General features: G+C 40.5%; 19 protein-coding genes. 9 read left to right on the forward strand and 10 right to left on the reverse strand.

Annotated elements, in window-relative coordinates:
- The 4 genes from MB14_RS13010 to MB14_RS13025 all read right to left on the reverse strand — a co-directional run bounded on the left by MB14_RS13010 (window position 1) and on the right by MB14_RS13025 (window position 2,459).
- The gene (locus MB14_RS13010; protein ID WP_062592243.1) at window positions 1-507 is read right to left on the reverse strand and encodes an HORMA-1 domain-containing protein; all 507 of its coding nucleotides are present in this window, start codon (window positions 505-507) and stop codon (window positions 1-3) included.
- Window positions 504-1,472, reverse strand: coding sequence for a CBASS oligonucleotide cyclase (locus tag MB14_RS13015; protein WP_062592245.1), 969 nt, complete (start codon window positions 1,470-1,472; stop codon window positions 504-506). The genes MB14_RS13010 and MB14_RS13015 overlap by 4 nt, the downstream gene beginning before the upstream one ends.
- Window positions 1,473-1,474: 2 nt before the next feature.
- Window positions 1,475-1,702: a DUF2188 domain-containing protein gene (locus MB14_RS13020; RefSeq protein WP_062592247.1), complete on the reverse strand. Its 228-nt coding sequence runs from the start codon at window positions 1,700-1,702 to the stop codon at window positions 1,475-1,477.
- Window positions 1,703-2,198: 496 nt separating this feature from the next.
- Window positions 2,199-2,459, reverse strand: a complete 261-nt coding sequence (locus tag MB14_RS13025; RefSeq protein WP_062592249.1) for a DUF1456 family protein — start codon at window positions 2,457-2,459, stop codon at window positions 2,199-2,201.
- Between the two features lie 48 nt (window positions 2,460-2,507).
- On the opposite strand from MB14_RS13025, the gene MB14_RS13030 reads away from it, so the two are divergent.
- Together MB14_RS13030 and MB14_RS13035 are read left to right on the forward strand one after the other, a co-directional pair.
- Entirely contained in the window at window positions 2,508-2,933 is a 426-nt protein-coding gene (locus tag MB14_RS13030) for a GIY-YIG nuclease family protein (protein WP_311316242.1), read from the forward strand.
- A 307-nt stretch (window positions 2,934-3,240) separates the two neighbouring features.
- On the forward strand, window positions 3,241-4,020 hold the full coding sequence (locus tag MB14_RS13035) for a S1/P1 nuclease (RefSeq protein WP_062592760.1): 780 nt from the start codon (window positions 3,241-3,243) through the stop codon (window positions 4,018-4,020).
- A gap of 1,146 nt (window positions 4,021-5,166) precedes the next feature.
- Here MB14_RS13035 and MB14_RS13040 read toward each other — a convergent pair.
- The 6 genes from MB14_RS13040 to MB14_RS13065 form a co-directional block, all read right to left on the reverse strand.
- On the reverse strand, window positions 5,167-7,740 hold the full coding sequence (locus MB14_RS13040; RefSeq protein ID WP_062592251.1) for a M1 family metallopeptidase: 2,574 nt from the start codon (window positions 7,738-7,740) through the stop codon (window positions 5,167-5,169).
- Window positions 7,737-8,327 carry a hypothetical protein gene (locus MB14_RS13045; RefSeq protein WP_062592253.1) on the reverse strand — a complete coding sequence of 197 codons (591 nt, stop codon included), beginning with the start codon at window positions 8,325-8,327 and terminating at the stop codon, window positions 7,737-7,739. The genes MB14_RS13040 and MB14_RS13045 overlap by 4 nt, the downstream gene beginning before the upstream one ends.
- A 32-nt stretch (window positions 8,328-8,359) precedes the next feature.
- Window positions 8,360-9,106 (reverse strand): SDR family NAD(P)-dependent oxidoreductase, encoded by a 747-nt coding sequence (locus MB14_RS13050; protein ID WP_062592255.1) that lies wholly within the window; start codon window positions 9,104-9,106, stop codon window positions 8,360-8,362.
- Window positions 9,107-9,399: 293 nt separating this feature from the next.
- Window positions 9,400-10,134: a type IX secretion/gliding motility protein PorT/SprT gene (gene porT, locus MB14_RS13055; protein WP_062592257.1), complete on the reverse strand. Its 735-nt coding sequence runs from the start codon at window positions 10,132-10,134 to the stop codon at window positions 9,400-9,402.
- Window positions 10,083-10,805: a bifunctional demethylmenaquinone methyltransferase/2-methoxy-6-polyprenyl-1,4-benzoquinol methylase UbiE gene (gene ubiE, locus MB14_RS13060; protein ID WP_053222599.1), complete on the reverse strand. Its 723-nt coding sequence runs from the start codon at window positions 10,803-10,805 to the stop codon at window positions 10,083-10,085. Before ubiE ends, porT begins: the two co-directional genes overlap by 52 nt.
- Window positions 10,806-11,119: 314 nt before the next feature.
- Window positions 11,120-11,926, reverse strand: a complete 807-nt coding sequence (locus tag MB14_RS13065; RefSeq protein WP_062592259.1) for a M48 family metallopeptidase — start codon at window positions 11,924-11,926, stop codon at window positions 11,120-11,122.
- 174 nt (window positions 11,927-12,100) lie between these two features.
- Between MB14_RS13065 and MB14_RS13070 the strand changes: the two genes are divergently transcribed.
- The 7 genes from MB14_RS13070 (at window position 12,101) to MB14_RS13100 (ending at window position 18,341) form a co-directional block, all read left to right on the forward strand.
- A complete protein-coding gene (locus MB14_RS13070; RefSeq protein WP_062592261.1) occupies window positions 12,101-12,709 on the forward strand; it encodes a fumarylacetoacetate hydrolase family protein in 609 nt (202 codons plus the stop codon).
- A 19-nt stretch (window positions 12,710-12,728) separates the two neighbouring features.
- Window positions 12,729-14,591 carry a M23 family metallopeptidase gene (locus MB14_RS13075; RefSeq protein ID WP_165899461.1) on the forward strand — a complete coding sequence of 621 codons (1,863 nt, stop codon included), beginning with the start codon at window positions 12,729-12,731 and terminating at the stop codon, window positions 14,589-14,591.
- A 2-nt stretch (window positions 14,592-14,593) separates the two neighbouring features.
- Complete coding sequence (gene bcp / locus MB14_RS13080) at window positions 14,594-15,043, forward strand: thioredoxin-dependent thiol peroxidase (protein ID WP_062592265.1); 450 nt, start codon at window positions 14,594-14,596, stop codon at window positions 15,041-15,043.
- Between the two features lie 24 nt (window positions 15,044-15,067).
- Window positions 15,068-15,916 (forward strand): transketolase, encoded by an 849-nt coding sequence (locus MB14_RS13085; RefSeq protein WP_062592267.1) that lies wholly within the window; start codon window positions 15,068-15,070, stop codon window positions 15,914-15,916.
- A 9-nt stretch (window positions 15,917-15,925) separates the two neighbouring features.
- The gene (locus MB14_RS13090; RefSeq protein ID WP_062592269.1) at window positions 15,926-16,879 is read left to right on the forward strand and encodes a transketolase family protein; all 954 of its coding nucleotides are present in this window, start codon (window positions 15,926-15,928) and stop codon (window positions 16,877-16,879) included.
- 429 nt (window positions 16,880-17,308) lie between these two features.
- Window positions 17,309-17,623, forward strand: coding sequence for a GIY-YIG nuclease family protein (locus MB14_RS13095; protein WP_246032574.1), 315 nt, complete (start codon window positions 17,309-17,311; stop codon window positions 17,621-17,623).
- 244 nt (window positions 17,624-17,867) lie between these two features.
- A complete protein-coding gene (locus MB14_RS13100; protein WP_062592273.1) occupies window positions 17,868-18,341 on the forward strand; it encodes a hypothetical protein in 474 nt (157 codons plus the stop codon).
- The last annotated feature ends 154 nt before the right edge of the window (window positions 18,342-18,495 follow it).

Below are 18,495 nucleotides of genomic sequence, written 5' to 3' on the forward strand. Positions count from 1 at the left end.
TTAGTTAAAATTAGTTTTGCTTAGCTCATAGCCCTTGCTTCCGTAAGTCTGTGCAGAATCTGCTCTAAGATGACTGTAGCTAGTGTCAATTGATGAATTAGTCCAGTCAATTTTGAATCCATGGTCTATATATATTTGCTCTTTTTGTTCTTCAGTAAGTCTATGCCAACTACTGCTATAAAACACTATTGCGTTGAGTCTTGTATCCGGTGTATCTGGCCAATAATTTTTCCCTGCACGATCACCTTTCATTGTTCTTCCATCCATGGCAACGTTATATCTCACCGCTTGAACCGCTTTATTATTTTTGTCTAACAATGTTATATCAACCTTATCAAGGTATTTCAGCTCTGCTAATTTCACGATATCATGACAGATATCCTCCACGTAGATTTGTGTCCACTTGTTAGTCTTTCTAGCAATCATTCTAACGTCAGCGACAAAATTTTCAAATGTTTTTCTAATGTCGACCACAGTATAGGTCGCTGTATGTGTTCCGTAACTCATTCTTCTGTAATGTTAAAATGTGGTCCAAAAATAGACTTCCACTCAGAAATAGCATCTCCCATAGTACCCCTCGCTTGCGCTAGAGTTAGAGTTTCATAGGCTTCTTCAGCCTCTTCTTGAATCTCGTTCCAATCAGACTCTGTTATCTTGTTGGTTGTACTGTTTTCGTTATTTGTCGGATCTGCGATATAGACCGGAGTAGTATAGTAGGGTATAGTATTGATAGCCCCTATAAAATTGAGCTCCTTTAACTTCTCAGAACTAGCAAACTCAAAAAACCTAATCAAAGCCTCTTCAATATTTGTTTCAACTCCTTTTGTCAGGTCCAAGTGTGATACAATTAGCTCTACAGAAAAGGATTTCAAGACATCAAGTTCTTTGTAATTTCTCCACCATTTTACTGCTCTTACAACTGAAGTAAAACTGCTGTTGGCATTTTTCCTCTCTTTTGCAAACTCCAATTGCCCATCGACACTAGTTATGTATTTGCCCTTACCACCACGTTCAGGTTGCCAAACATAGCCCTCTGGAGAACTCAATGGCACTACTGGTACAATATCAACCTCCAACCCAGTTCCAGAGAATTTAATCTTAATAGACTTGGTATTTCCAGATGCATCTACATCTCTATATATATCCTTTGATGGATAGATGCTTTCTAAGTAGTCTACCACGAAGTCGTGCAATTTTTGTACGTCATTCTTCACAGTCTCATCACCCTTTATGAAAAATACGAGATCTATATCAATGGGAAAATCTCCTGTTGGTCGTAATATTGTGCCTTTCTTCCAAGAACCTGCTCGAAGAACTCTAGTTACTCTCAAGCCAGTGCTGTCATCATTCTTAATTTTGTCCTCCAGTTTAGAAACGAGGTTCTCTATCTGACCTTTATATTTCGGCATGTTGTCCCTCTTTAGTTTTATTCTGCCGATAAAATTCTGCAATTGAGTATTGGTGAGTTTCATATTTATCCTTTTGGTGGATGAGGGTCATTACCATAAGAATTTTTCTCTCTAAACTGCCCATTCTTTCCCTGAATAGTTAACTCAGAACTGTTATTAGTAGCAAGACGTTTACCTATCTCTATTGCTTCTTTTTGAGTACTGGTGTTTGCTGAAGCTCTTTGGCTTCCTCCTGATTTCACGCTCCATCCTCCTTGAGGATTGGACACGACAAAGTAATTTTTCTTTGGCATATTGTTTGTCTTTTTAAGGTTAGGAATAACCTGATGGGCAGCTTAAAACAAACAGTTTGGATAAGAGAAAGAATCAATTACCTTTGCAGTCCAATAAAAAACTACCCCTTCAGGGTAAACACACATTGAATTATCATCGAGGCTAACCGCAAATTAGCCTCGGTCTATTTTATCAAGTGGTATGCCAAACAGTACAAATACATTTATTTGTCGTTAAAACACAGATTATAAGACAGTATGTCAGTCATTGTCATGTTGCTGCTCATTTAAAAGTCTGCCAAGGCTATAAAATCATGACAATCTTCAACACCTAAATGTCTCGCTAAAAAGCCACCCAATCAGGAGTTAGCTGGCATAATTGTATCCTGAAATGAAATTATTTGTTACGGATTAAGTCTTAAGGCATATATCCTATCCTCCCAGTCACCCCATAAAAAACGGCCATTTCGTTGACGAAAAGCTGATGAAACAATTAAATCTTACTTGAGTTTTGTACTTAATCAATAGTTTTAACAACTTTCTCTTTCACTTTTGGTGGCCGCTCCCCTCTTAAATGTATAATCAGTCCATCTAAAAATTTCCTAAGGATTTGATCGCCAGCATCTACATATTTGGGGTGGTCTTCTGCCCTAAATAAATCGCCTAACGCGCCTTTGGTAATTTCAAAGTCAGCCAGTTTTAAAATCTCTACAATATGTTCGTCACGCAGTTTATGGGCAACCCTTAGTTTTTTGAGGATATCGTTGTTTGTCAGCATAGCAATCCGAATTTAAGTGTTTTATTTCTTCTCCTTTAGCAAATTTCAATGTCTTTCATCTTCCCTCCGAACAAACAGACGCTCACGGTTTCGCTTTTCAAGCTCAACCTCAGCGTGACGGGTAGTTTTACGGGCATTCTAAGTAAATCTTCTTCAATTTTGATAAATTCAATCATGGCTTACGGAGGTTCAGTTTATATTTTGACCAATAAAAATAAAACAACCCTATATACTGGTGTTACTTCCGATCTAGGCGCTAGACTTCGACAGCATCGAAATAAGGCCTTTCCAAATAGCTTTACAGCGCGGTATAATTTGACAGTGCTTGTTTACATGGAGCATTTTTCTTCTATTGAGGAAGCCATTCAAAGGGAAAAGGCGATTAAAGCAAAAACTAGGGCCAATAAGGAAAAACTTATCGATTCGGTTAACCCTAATTGGGATGACCTCGCAAACGAAGTATTGAATTGGTAGTTGCTGCTCATTTACACCGTCTTTCTGAGGGAGAGTATTTCGCGATAGAGAAATAATCGACCGTGAGAAACTGTCAGTTCTTGACACCTCCCCCGAACAAACATAGTTACCTCCCAGTCACCCCATAAAAAACGGCCATTTCGTTAACAAAAAGCTGGTGAAACTTATGGCTAGCGTAAAAGTAATTATTGCCGAATTTATTAGATAATTCGACCATTTCAAATTTTAATAATGTTCTCTTGATGCTTCAATAATGATGAAGCCAATGAATTTTCATAATCTTGTAGCGCAAACGAATACGCATTTTATGAAGAAGCTATTATTACTGGCCACACTATTCATTTTCAGCAGCCATACCCTTAAAGACGAGACCGTTTTTTGGGGTCAAATTGGCCACCGTGCCGTAGGTCATATTGCTGATGGCATGCTAACAAAAAAGGCGCAGAAGCAGGTAAAACGAGTTTTAGGCAATGAAACCCTGGCCGTAGTCAGTACTTGGATGGACGATATTAAATCAGACCGCTCTTATAGCTATGCCAGTCCTTGGCATTACTGCACCATTCCTGATGGAATGACTTACGAGACCGCCCCAACGCAAGAAGGTGGTGATGTGGTTTGGGCCATAGAAAAAATAATTAGAGAGTTGAAAGCGGGCGGACTTACCCCTGAGCAAGAAGCCACAAACCTTAAATTCCTCGTGCACCTTGTAGGCGATATTCACCAACCGATGCACGTAGGCAATGGAGAAGATAGAGGCGGAAATGACACTAAAGTGGAATGGTTTGGTAGCAGCACCAACTTACACAGCGTTTGGGACAGCCGTATGATTGAGGGCAAACAATACAGCTATACCGAGTTTGCCGATGTGGCAAATCACCCTACCAAAGAGCAGGTTAAAGAATGGCAGGCAGCTACGGTTCGCGATTGGGCGATGGAGTCTATGAGCTACCGCGATAAGATTTATGATATTCCTGAAAACGGAAGGTTGAGTTACGAGTACTCTTATAAGTATTTCGATATCCTAGAACTTAGAATTGCCCAAGCCGGTGTTCGTTTGGCGGGTATTATCAATGATATTTATAAGTAGATAAGCATCTTCGGTGAGAAGAATACGGGTCGCTCCTACGGAGCTTAATTTTCATTTTATACATTTCTACAAACAGTTCGCCCCGATGGGGCTTTTGGCTTGCATGTCTCTGTTAGTTTAGTGGAAGGTGCGACCCTGCTAGGGTCGAGGTTTGCACTAAATTATTTTTTTACAAATGTATGCCCCTTTGGGGTCTGAAGGGTGCTTTATTGATGTTTACTTTATAAACGTATGACCTCGATAGGGCTTTGGGCTCAGCTCAGAAATTGATAGTCAAAAAAGCCCTAAACCTCTTTTTCACATCAGTCAACACCCCCTAAAAGCTGGTACAGATCAACTTTGCCAAAACCTATAATCCCATAGGGATGGCCTGTTGGTAGCAGTGAATTAATCACTGCGTCAAGCTCCGTAGGTGCGACCAGATAATAATGATGGGTTATCTAATGTCTAAAATCGCCCAATCCAGTGTTCGATTTGCCGGTATCATCAACGAGATTTATAAGTAAATAAGCATCTTACGGTGAGAAGAATGCGGGTCGCTCCTACGGAGCTTAATTTTCATTTTATACATTTCTACAAATAGTTCGCCCCTATGGGGCTTTTGGCTTGCATATCTCTGCTGGTTTGGTGGAAGGTGTGCCCCTCCTAGGGTCGAGGTTTGCTCTGCATTATTCTTTTACAAATGTATGACCCCGCTGGGGTCTGAAGGGTATTTTGTTGATGTTTACGTTATAAACGTATGAAATAGATAGGGCTTTGGGCTCAACTTGGAAATTGATAGTCAAAAAGCCCTAAACCTCTTTTTCACATCAGTCAACACCCCCTAAAAGCTGGTACAGATCAACTTTGCCAAAACCTATAATCCCGTAGGGATGGCCTGTTGGTAGCAGTGAATTAATCACTGCGTCAAGCTCCGTAGGTGCGACCAGATAATAATGATGGGTTATCTAATGTCTAAAATCGCCCAATCCAGTGTTCGATTTGCCGGTATTATCAACGAGATTTATAAGTAAGAAGAGATTCCAACCCTCAAGAGCGTCTATGAAACGTTTCTTTCCCTGAGGTTACGAAGGGTCTAGATGTCTCGTCCTGATTTTAGTTGACAGTTATCAATTGATTGTGTCAACCTATTTCAGAACGGGACCATCACTTCTGCTGCAAACTCTGCTTCCCTCCTAGAATTCTTTCTGAACGGAAAAGATTGTCTGCTGCTTGCAAAATCTTCATTTTCAACTGGGCATTATAATCAGGGTTATCCTCTAAGAAATCACGCACCGTTTTTACTGCCGAAGTCGAATTGTAATTGCCTAAAGTTTGATCTAACCAACGGGTTGGGAAGAAAATATCGCCCGTTTCTTGAATCTCTTTTAGCAATTCTAAACTTGGCAGAATGTACTTTTCAGAAGACTCTTTTCTCAATGGATGATGTAAAGCACCCAAAGCAGAAAGCACCCAAGACTCGGTCTCGCGGTTTTTCGCATCCTTCAACGATTCAAAGAATGTATCGCGCACTTGTTGTGAATTGGAAAGCGCTGGCATCACAAATTCGAATCTACGTTTGGTATCAGGGTTTTTAATGGAATCTAATTGCTGTTTCAAAATGGCATCTGCCCTATCGGGTAAACGAATGGCCAATTGCGAAGCCAGCCCAACCATATCATTTTCAGATAAATTCAAACCTTTCACTTTAGAGCCATTCCAGATGTCATACAAACGTCCAATGTTGTTTTGGGTAATGGTTATGTTTCTAAAGGCATTGAAGAAGATTTTCTTCACACTCGGCTTTTCAGATTTGGTTTCCATTAGAAAGTATAAAGTGCGCTCCAAATCTGGTGCTACGCTGGCCCTTTCATCTTCCGTTAAATACGACCAGTAAATATTGTTGAGTTGTCCTAAAACCAAATTCAGAATCAATTCATTTTCTTCTTTGGCAATTACCCATTTCACCATTTCTACATAGCCAATACGAGGAACTTTCCCATCGAGGAAATTCTCGTAAAGATTCACAAAAGTGGTTCCCTTTTCTACATCTGTCATGCGTGAATACCGCTGAGTAACCATATTGATATCCACTTCAAAAAGACCATAGCCTCTTCCATCTGCATTCAACACGAGGTCTCCCAATCGTAGAATAGGTAGATCGATATCTAAAACTGCCTGCTTTGAAACAATTTTCTTATACACTTTGGTTTGATCGAGCCAAGCAGCCGCACTGAATACCTGAGGCCAAACTCGGTTTTTCCCTAATGGATCAAACTGACTCAACCGCATCTGATTTAACATTCCTTGCTCACGAACAAGCTCCAACTGAAACTCTGGGCGACCGGGAGTATTTACCCAAACCTCACTCCAAGTTTTTAAATCCTCAGGCGTTTTCTTGTCCAGAATATTGATTAAATCAGGCCAAGTAGCATTGGAGTGCGAATAGGTTTTTAAGTACTCCTGCATGCCTTCTTGGAACAGTTGTTCCCCTATCAGCATTTCTAACTGACGCATCATAATCGGTGCTTTATTGTAAATAATGGCCCCATACATTTGTCCAGCCTCGTTCAGGTTGTTCAGTTCTTGTCGGATTGGGTTTGCTCCTTCAGTTCTGTCTACCCCATAAGCAGATGGGTAATGACGCACCAAGAAATTCAATTCATGATCGATTTCAGGAAAACTTGGATTTACCATTTTGGCGGCCATAAAATTGGCAAACACCTCTTTGGTCCAAACATCATTGAACCAGTCCATGGTGACCAAATCGCCAAACCACATGTGGGCGGTTTCGTGAGCAATCAAACTGGCTCTGCTCAATAATTGAGATTGCGAAGGGTCTTCATCCAACAAAAGGCTATTGGCTTGATACTGAATTGCGCCTACATGCTCCATTCCGCCATATTGAAAACTAGGAATTAGTGCGAAATCGAATTTTTTAAAGGGATATGGAATGCCCGTGTATTCTTGTAACCATTGAATTGAAGCGCCATGGAGGTAAAAAATCAAATCGAGGTTTCTAGCTACTTTTTCGCTGTCTGTTTCTCTGTGAAGCATGGTCATTTCCATACCCCCCACATTTCGAGTTTCGGTTTTGAACTTGCCCGCTACAAAAGAGAACAAGTAAGTACTGATCAAATCAGACTTTTCGAACTGAATATTTTTTCTACCATCTTTCACACTTAAAAGTGCCACAGGGCCATTGGCTATGGCTGTCCAGCTTTCAGGTAAGTCCAAAGTCAGGTCGTAGGTCGCCTTTAAGTTGGGCTGATCGAATGAAGGAAAAAGGGTTCTTGCTCTATCGGGAACTAGCAAGGTGTACATAAACTCTTCCTTTCGGTTGAGCGAGGTTTCTCCTGCAAAAAAGTTGATTTCGATAATGTTCTTCCCTCTTCTCAATAAATCCTTACTGATAATGATGTGCTCATTCTTAAAATTGATTTCAGTGGATTGATCATTGACAATAATACCTTTAAGCTTATCGGCTGATGCTCTAAAATCTAAAAGCAGGTCTTCAGAGTTATCGCTCAGGTTAAAAGTCAAAGTTTCTAAGGACTGAATGGGCTGAGCTAGCGCTTCAGGCACCCTGAATTCAAGCTTATAATTGATATTAGAAACAATGGCCTTTCTGGATTTGGCCAAGGCCAAGGAAACGCCATTTTCAATGCCCTCAAACTCATCTTTGCTGTTACACGAAAAGATTAAAAAGGGAAGCAGGCAGATTAAAAGTAGTTTTTTCATATCAGAATAAAGTCTTTTCTCAATTCAGGAGGAATACCAAAATGCTGGTCAATAAATCCGTCCATGTCTTCTTTGGTTTCTTTTGAAAGCAAACCGTTTAATTCTTCTAAAGCCATACCTCCAATCATATAGGGTGGCATAAAATTCGTCATCAAACGATCACCTTTAAAGGAAGCCGCCACCTGATACTCGGTCATTTCTTCTTTGGGCGTGCCATGAATCATGCAATGCGACATCCACTTCTCAGGATCTTCTGGGTTTTCCTCAATGCGTTGCTGCATGGCCGAAAAATCCATATTGTTCATCATGTAATTGGAAAGGTTCTGCATGCTTTCTGCGGAAAGGCTGTCCTTCATTTTTTCATAGCAAACGCTGCACATGCCGTACTCAAAAAGCACTTGGGTGGAATCAAGGTTTGGGTACCTCTTAAATACCTTTTCGATCATATATGAGCGATCGCCTTTAAGTAATTCGTAATCGCATTGAATACAGTGCGTGATATAACCCTTGGTGTCGGAATTTTTAAATATTTCTGGAATGGGAAGGCCTTCTTGTGGCACTTCGTCATTGAATTCTTCTTCGTTCATCGTGTTTTTTGTTCTTTCCTAGAAATTAACGCTTAGTTTCTATCCACCAAAGTTGGGGAAGCCTGTGCGGCAGGTAAAATGAGCGTGTCGGCAATATTTACATGCGCAGGGCGAGTTACGATAAAACGAATTAGGTCTGCAATATCTTCGGCACGAAGGGCTTCAAAGCCTTCATAAGCCATTTTGGCCCTGTCTTTATCGCCTTTAAAGCGCACCAGTGAAAATTCTGTTTCCACCAAGCCTGGGCAAACCTGAGAAACTTTCACTCCTGTTCCGTTCAAGTCCATTCGCATGCCATTATTAATCGCGTCTACCGCATGTTTAGAACCGCAATACACATTTCCGCCCGGATAAGCTTCTTTGCCCGCAATAGACCCAATATTCACTACATGACCTGCACCGCGCTCTACCATATTCGGTACAATGGCTTTGGTGACATATAACAGGCCTTTCACGTTAATGTCAATCATGGCATCCCAGTCATCAATATTGCCTTCATGAATTTTGCCCAAACCATGTGCATTTCCAGCATTATTGATCAATACGTCAATCTGTTTCCATGCTGTAGGAAGATTGTTAAGCGATTCTGCCACCGCGGCTCTATCACTCACATCAAAAATGAGTTCTAGGGTTTTTACACCCACTTTCGCAGACAATTCTTGTAATCGTTCCTTTCGTCTTCCACAGATAATCAATTGATAACCTTCCTTGGCCAGTGCTTCGGCAGTAGCCCAACCAATACCAGAGGTGGCTCCGGTAACCATTGCTATTTTGCTCATTCCTGTTCTAAATTCTTAAGGTTCGAATTTAGAAGAAATATGGGTAAGTAAGAAGGCATTATTTATGATGTGAGTTGGGTTTTGGAATCCTTCCCTCTATTAAAGCGACTAATACTCGTTTGTAACATGCTCAAATAGGTTGGCTCACCTCCCTTACCCTCCTCGAGGAGGGAATACTCCAGAGGTTATTTGGCTTGAGTTAGGTCTGTGAAGTTGAATATTAATGGCGATCTATTCCCCTCTATTAAGAGGGTTTAGGAAATGTTTTGTCAACCTATTTCAGGACGATACAACTAATCCGTAAAATGAAAATAGATAGAGAAATTGTGTGTGGTAATTTGGCCTATGCCATTCGAGTAGAAGTTGTTTGAAGGGTTTAGCACATTCGTCAAGCCTCTGGAGTAGCGTATTTCAGGTTCAAGCTTGAAAAACTCAAAGTAGTTCTCGAAGCCAAAGCCGATTTCAGCTTTCAAGTTTCCTTTCCTTATCTCCAACTTATCCACTCCACCCAAGTCTTCAGCTTTGCCCGAACGCATGGAGGCACTTATGCCTGCAATCACGTACATTCTGAGATTGTCGCGTCTGATAGAGCGGTATTTAAGAAATAAGCCAGGCTCTATACGGGTGCTTTCAATCAATTGTTCATCCACTGTGCCATCGGTCATATTATATTGCACCATATGTTGGTACAAACCAATTTTCACCGGCACAAACCTTAGGGTAAATTGATCGGCAAGCCTGAAGTTAACCATGAAGCCTAAATTAAACCCAGAGTTTTGCTTAGACACAATAGAGGTTACATTATCGTAATCGGGGCCTTCAAAGGCATCGGAGTATTTTATTCCGTAGTAGTTCTGATGATAGCCCAAAAAGAAGCCATAATTTGCTTTTTTATCATCACTACCAATCCGATTCAGCTTTATGGGTGCTTTTTGCCCCAATGCTAAATTGGCCGTGAACAGTGCTAAAAAGAAAACTATTTTTGACCGATGTATATTGAGCTTATACCAAAAGTTAGTGGCTTGCATTCAGTTTTGTTAAATCCTACTTCCCCTAAAATATTCAAAAATCTTTCGCCATCAGGAAAAGCAGCTACCGATTCTGGCAAATACGTATAAGCCGATTGATCTTTAGACACTACTTTACCAATGACAGGTAAAATCGACTTAAAATAAAAATTATAGAGCTGCTTCATGGGGAAAGTTCTCGGTTGCGAAAACTCTACAATGACTACCTTCCCTCCTGGCTTCAATACACGGTGCATATCGCTCAAACCTTTCTTTAAGTTCTCGAAATTCCTTACGCCAAAGGAAACGATGACGGCATCAAAGGTATTGTCTTCAAAGAGTAACTTCTCAGAATCGCCCATCTGCATATCAATGATATGATCCAGCCCTTTCTTCTTCATTTTCTGCTTACCGATTTCTAGCATTCCTGCAGAAATATCAACCCCTACTACCCTATCTGGATTAAGAGCTAAAGCCTCAATGGCGAAATCACCTGTACCAGTGGCAATATCCAAAATCTGCTTCGGCTGATGCGATTTCAGCATTCTAATGGCCTTTTTACGCCAAAGAATATCTATGCCTAGGCTTAAAAAATGATTCAAGAAATCATACTTGTGGCTTATGTTATTGAACATTTCAGCCACCTGTTCTTTTTTACTCGCTTGGTTCTCTTTGTAAGGTACAACCGCCATTTTTTCGAATTTGGGTGCAATAATACGAAGGAAACAGGGGGGATAAGAGTTTTGTTGCGATTAATTGCAGTGAAAATAGTAAGTGATCGCAGATTTTTAGGGATTACGGGATAGCGTAGAACTCACTATAATCCTCGTTTTTAACGAGGATTTACCTCCATTAGCCTTTAAAAGGCCTCATATCAAACCGAAAACCTATCTATCATAGTCAGGGAAGGACAAGGTTACACATCTCTAACACAAAAAAACGGAGGACAAAAGCCCTCCGCATAACTACCTGACATATTCAAAAGCCCCGAAAGACTGAATATTAATTACTTCAATGTACTCTTATTATAGTACTCCATTGCTTTTGGTAAGGCAGCATTCAGCCTTTCAATCCTAGTTTCATGACTTGGGTGAGTGGAAAGAAACTCTGGTGGTGCTTGTCCACTACTTCCTGCCGACATTCTTTCCCAAAACTTAGGCGCTTCACTTGGGTCGTAACCAGCTATGGCCATAAAAGTCAAGCCCAATTCATCGGCTTCTGATTCATGCGTTCTTGAGAATTTCAAGAGTCCAATATCGGTACCAATACCTACTGCCTGAAATACCATTTGCTGTGCCAAAGTTGGATCCTGACCTAGTGCCACCGCACCAATACTTAAACCCACTTGTTTAGCATAATTCTGATTCATTCGCTCCTGACCATGCTTAGCAACTGCATGCGCCACTTCGTGTCCCATAACTACAGCTACCCCTAGGTCATCTTTACAAATAGGAAGTATCCCTGTATAGAAAGCCACCTTTCCGCCTGGCATAGCCCAAGCGTTTACTTGATCACTTTCAATCAGATTAAACTCCCAATCAAAACCATCCAAAAGCCCTTCATAACCATTATTGTTCATATATTGCTCTACAGCCTTTTGAATTCTGGTACCTACTCGCTTAACCATTGCCACTTGCTCTTGATTATTCGATAACTGTACCGAATCAATCACCTGCTGGTAAGCATCTGCGCTCATGGCAATTACTTCTTCACTCCCAACCACTCCAGTAAGTTGTTTTCTACCTGTAATCGGCACAGTAGTACAACCAATTACTAAGGCTACTATAAAACTCAGTGCTATTAATTTTCTCATCACTAAAAATTCTCTTTTATTAAAAATCTATCTTCCTGAACAACAAGGTATACTGGCATATTCCTTCGTTTCACAAAATTGATCATAAATGACAGGTTGTCAAATCAGATCGAAGTTTTAATTTTGTCCATTGTTACCTTTTATAGTTATCCAACCCTAACTAAACTTATCAGAATGAAGATTGTTGCTATTGGCCGTAATTATGCAGAACATATTGCAGAATTAAACAATGAACGCCCCACAGAACCGGTAGTGTTTTTAAAGCCCGATACCGCTGTATTGAGAAACAATGCACCATTCTATCATCCTGATTTCTCTGATGACATTCATTTTGAGGTAGAAATCCTTCTAAAAATAAGTAGGGAAGGAAAACACATTGAAAAGAAATTCGCCCACAAGTACTATGATGAAATTGGCGTGGGAATAGATTTCACCGCCAGAGATGTTCAGCAGCGCTGCAAAGAAAAAGGCTTACCTTGGGAAAAAGCCAAGGCCTTTAATGGCTCTGCCCCTATTTCTGAATTTGTGAGCAAAGACAAGTTTGATTTAAACAACTTGAATTTCAGTTTACAGCAGAATGGCGAAGTAAAGCAAAATGGAAATACCAATATGATGCTTTTCAGTTTTGACGACATCATTGAGCATATTTCGAAATACTTTACGTTAAAGAAGGGAGACATCATTTTTACCGGTACGCCTGCAGGTGTTGGTAAAACGGTGATTGGCGACACACTTACTGCTTATATAGAGAATGAGAAAATGTTGGAAGTTGAGGTTAAGTAGATTTTATTTTATTCCCCTTTTGTTAATTAGCATTGCGAGCTTTGCCCAATACAGCAAAATCGAAAAAGGCTATTATCAATTCCCCATACAGCCAGAGCGCACGAACTATTTGGCTGGAAATATGGGAGAATTGCGTGCCTCGCATTTTCACGCTGGGCTCGACATTAAAACCAATGGCGTAGAAGGGCTCAATGTTTATGCTGCTGCCGAAGGCTATGTAAGTCGAATTGCGGTATCTACCGGAGGCTATGGCAACGCTGTATACGTGGTTCACCCCAATGGCACCACAACAGTGTATGCCCACTTACAGCGATTTAATGATGAACTAGCCAAATACGTATTGGAAAGTCAGTACAAGCAAAAGTCATTTACTGTAAACCTATTTCCTGATCGCGGAAGATTTAAATTGAAGAAGGGAGAAGTATTGGGTTACTCAGGTAACTCGGGTTCATCTACCGGTCCACACCTTCATTTTGAAATTAGAGATGCCAATCAAGAAGTGCTCGATCCGTTAAGAATTGGTTTTACCGAAATCAAAGATAAGATCGCCCCTATTGCTGAAAGGATTGCTTTGAAAACCATGGACATCAACTCAAGGGTCAATGGGCAATTCGGTAGGTTCGAATTCAACCTAGAAAAGCGAGGAAATGAATATGTGATTACCGACACCATTCGCACCGCAGGCAAAATTGGTTTCGAAATTTGGGCACACGACAAGCTCGATGGCGCTGCCAATAAAAATGGTGTTCCTGAAATTGATGTTTATCAAAATCGGAAATTGTTGTTCAGTCAGAGAATTGATTCTGTCAATTTTTCTTTACAATACAATATTAAGTCACTTACCAATTACCAAGCTGAGCAAGAAACTAGAAGGCGCTATAATAAGCTCTATATCGATGATGGTAATAGTTTGGGTTTTTACAACGACATGAAAGACCGTGGATTCTTTTATCCACAGCAAGACTCGATTTACCTTTTCCAAATTCTTTTGGCCGATGCCTATGGCAACCAGCGTAGGGTCTCATTCAATGTAAAAGGAGAAAAGACTGCCCCCACCGAACTCACTCAAATTGACCGTAGAAATCATTCCTACTTATTAGACAATACGCTACAAATCCACAGAAAGCGTAAAGACGAACTCAACAACATTACTGTGTATACCCAACAAGGTTCACACATTCTAGAACCCGCTTATTCTGATAGCGAAGAAAACGTTTACTTGGTAGATTTGAATAAAGGCCTGCCAAAAACCATAGATTTCGGAGACAACCAAGAGGAAATGGACTTTATAGATATGGTTCCTTCAGAAAAGGAACACTCCTATCTTTCTGAATCTTTTTCTGCGGCCTTCGGTAAAAACACTCTATTCGATACGCTATACTTAAAAGCGAGGCACTACATAAATGAGGAAAAGAAAATCGAAGTACTACAGATTGGGGATGAAATTTCTGCTTTACGAGGAATTGTAGAAATAGAGCTAGTACCACTTTTAGAATATGACACACTTGAGCAGTATCAGGCCTATGCACTGAGTAATACGGGCAATGCAAGCTTTGTAGGCGGAAATTGGAGCGAAGGAAAAATCAGGTTTGCCATTTCCTCCTTTGGTAACTTCACATTGATGAGAGATTTAACCCCTCCTACAATCAAGCAACGTGCATCAAACAACGGAATTCTCTATTTCAATATTGATGATGAACTTTCGGGCATTAAAGAATACGAGGCTACGATTAACGGAGAATGGCTTTTAATGAACTACGACTCTAAAAGAAAATTAATTTGGTCAGAAACTTTAGATAAGAGCAAACCATTAAAGGGAGATTTTGCTTTAACAGTAACAGATTACGCTGGAAACAAGAAAACCCTAACGTTAAAACTTTAATTATGGCATTACAAGCAGGCGATAAAGCCCCAAATTTTGAAGGAATCGATCAAGACAGTAACCCAATTAAGCTTTCTGATTTTGCTGGAAAGAAATTAGTTCTCTTCTTCTACCCTAAAGACAATACCCCCGGCTGCACCGCAGAAGCATGCAACCTTAGAGATAATTATAATGCCCTTTTAGAGGCCGGATACGCAATTGTTGGGATTAGTTCGGATTCGGCAAAGAAGCATCAAAATTTTATTAATAAATTCGCACTTCCATTTCCGCTAATTGCCGATGAAGACAAAAGCATTCATGAGCAGTTTGGAACTTGGGTAGAAAAATCGATGTATGGCAGAACTTATATGGGAACTGCCCGCACAACATTTATAATTGATGAAAACGGAGTGATTGAAGAAGTGATTGCGAAAGTAAAAACCAAAGACCACACCGCTCAGATATTGAAATAATTTTTAACCAATCATAAATACAGCGTGAATAAACCTAGTATTGAAACCCTAGAGAAAACAGCTTCTCAGGTAAGGCGTGATATTGTACGAATGGTACATGCCGTGAACTCTGGTCACCCAGGTGGTTCTTTAGGATGCACCGATTTCCTTACTGCTTTGTACTTCAACATTATGGACATCAAAAAACCATTTGATCCAGATGGAAGAGACGAAGACATGTTCTTTTTATCGAACGGGCACATTTCTCCGGTTTGGTACAGCATTTTGGCCCGTAGCGGTTACTTTCCTGTATCCGAACTTGCCACTTTCAGAAAATTAGACTCTAGGCTTCAGGGCCACCCTGCTACTGAAGAAGGTTTACCCGGAATTCGTGTAGCATCAGGTTCATTAGGCCAAGGCCTTTCTGTAGCCTGTGGAGCAGCTCAAGCTAAAAAACTGAACAAGGACGACAAACGCGTGTATGTTTTGATGGGCGATGGAGAACTTGACGAAGGTCAGGTTTGGGAAGCAGCCATGTATGCAGCTCACCATAAAATTGATAACCTTATTGCTACGGTAGACTATAACGGTCAGCAAATTGACGGCCCTACATCTGATGTAATGGATCTTAAGGACTTGAAAGCCAAATGGCAAGCCTTTGGTTGGGACGTGATTGAAAGCGATGGTAACGACATGAAGTCTGTAATCAACGCCATGAGCTTAGCGAAATCACTTTCTGGTAAAGGAAAACCAGTAGTTAACCTTATGAAAACTGAAATGGGTGCCGGTGTAGACTTTATGATGGGGTCGCACAAATGGCATGGTGTAGCGCCAAACGATGAACAATTGGCTACCGCTTTGGCTCAGTTAGAAGAAACCCTTGGAGACTATTAATAAGCAGCAATGACGAAATTTACATATACAGATCAAAAAGATACACGTTCTGGCTTCGGTGCTGGTTTATTGGAATTAGGACGTACGAACCCTGAAGTAGTGGCGCTTTGTGCCGACCTTGTGGGTTCTTTAAAAATGCAGGATTTCATCGATGAATTTCCTGAAAGATTTTTCCAAGTAGGTATTGCTGAAGCCAACATGATGGGCGTGGCTGCTGGTTTAACCATTGGCGGTAAAATTCCTTTCACAGGTACTTTCGCCAACTTCTCTACGGGTCGTGTTTACGATCAAATCCGTCAGTCGATTGCTTATTCTGGTAAAAACGTAAAGATTTGTGCTTCTCACGCAGGTTTAACTTTGGGTGAAGATGGCGCAACGCACCAGATTTTGGAAGACATCGGTTTGATGAAAATGTTACCGCACATGACGGTGATCAATCCATGTGATTACAACCAAACTAAAGCGGCTACTATTGCGATTGCTGAATATGAAGGCCCTGTTTACTTGCGTTTTGGAAGACCAAAAGTGCCTGTATTCACGCCAGCCGACCAAAAATTCGAAATTGGTAAAGCCATTAAAATGATTGAAGGAAATGATGTAACCATCTTTGCTACGGGTCATTTGGTATGGGAAGCTATTGAAGCAGAAGCGATATTGGCCAAAGAAGGGATTAGCGTGGAAGTAATTAACATTCATACCATTAAGCCTTTGGATGTTCAAGCGATTATTGAATCTGCTAAGAAAACGGGTTGTGTAGTAACTGCCGAAGAACACCAAATGAATGGTGGTTTGGGCGATAGCGTAGCACAGACTTTAGCACTTAACCTCCCTACCCCATTAGAAATGGTAGCGGTGAATGATTCTTTCGGTGAAAGTGGAACACCAGAGCAATTGATGAAGAAATACGGTATCGATGCTGAAAATATCGTAAAAGCCGTTAAAAGAGTAATGAAGAGAAAATAATTTCCTTTAACCCCTAAAATACTGAAAGCCCGATTCGAGAGAATTGGGTTTTTTTGTGTTGGTTGAATTGTAGCCCCCTGCCCCTCTTATTCTTGGCACTCACTCTTTGAACAGGCGGACTCTAGCGGTTTCGTTTTTGAAACTTCAACCTCAGAGTAACGGTTATTTATAGTCCCACTGTCGCGGGTTCTCCGAACCTGTGAACAACTAATAATCAAGGACTCTATCCGTTTTCTTTTCAATAAGACCAATTCGGAGCGTCATTCTGAGGGAGAGTATTTCACGATAGAGAAATACACGACCGCGAGAATCTGTTGGTTCTTGGCACCCTCTCTCCAAACAAACAGACTCTCACGGTTTCGTTTTTCAAACTTCAACCTCAGAGTGACGGTAAATTTTAGTTCCTTTCTCAGCAAATCTTCTTCAATTTTGATAAATTCAATTATGGCTTATGGTGGCTCAGTTTACATTTTGACGAATAAAAATAGAACTACCCTGTATACTGGTGTTACTTCGGATTTAGGCGCCAGACTTAGACAACATCGTGATAAGGCTTTCCCAAAGAGCTTTACGGCTAAATATAATTTGACAGTGCTGGTTTACATGGAACACTTTTCCTCAATAGAGGAAGCCATTCAAATGGAAAAAGCGATTAAAGCAAAGACCAGAATTAATAAGGAAAAGCTCATCAATTCGGTCAACCCTAATTGGGAAGATTTAGCAAATGAAGTGCTGAATTGGTGATAGCTGCTAATTCTTCCCGTCATTCTGAGGGAATTCACTTGTGGATACACAATGTGAATGACCGCGAGAATCTGTCTGCTCTTTGCACTATCCCTCCGAACAAACAGACTCTAGCGGTTTCGTTTTTCAAGCTTCAACCTCAGAGTAACGGTAAATTGTAGGACTCAGCGTTCTTTGCGGTGAAGAAACCAATTCTCTTATTATGCCACAAAGGCCAAAAGCTTTGTTAATTTAGGGCTTGCCAATGAACAAGTCTACCTTTAAGCTCCGTTCCTTTTTATACAGTTTATTCATATTGATTGCCTTGGTGATTATTACAGACTTTGCGCTACCCGGAAAATCCTTTACAGATCAGGTAATAAAAGTCCAAGCAGAACGACAACAGTATTACAATGCCGCCCAGAACTACCATTATTCATACAAACTAACTACTGGACAACACGATTTTTCTGTGTCGGAAGATTTTGCAAAAACAGTCAATGAAGGTGATACTGTAAACTACCGTATTTCCCGCATATTCAAGGAAGTTAATCGCTATCAACTAAGCGAAGATAAGAATATGCACACGGATTCTTTGAGGCGGTATTCTGGCCTTATCCTTCCATTGCTAGTGCTCGTGGTTATGGGATTTGCTTATCGGCATGGAAGAAAAATGAGTGCGCTAATTTTCGTTATGCAAACCCTTACCTTAGCTGATTTAGCCTTTCTTATAATGTGACACTTTCAATTCAACGACAATTTTTTCTAAGCTAATCACTACGAAAACCTCATGTGGCTTTGGTGCTTTCTTATCTAATATCTAGGTATAAAAAAAACACCACATTTAGCCATAAAACTAAATGCGGTGTTCTAAACAAATAAACTACTCTAGT

Origin of the sequence: Roseivirga ehrenbergii (assembly GCF_001593005.1) — a bacterium.
GTDB classification, from domain to species: Bacteria; Bacteroidota; Bacteroidia; order Cytophagales; family Cyclobacteriaceae; genus Roseivirga; species Roseivirga ehrenbergii.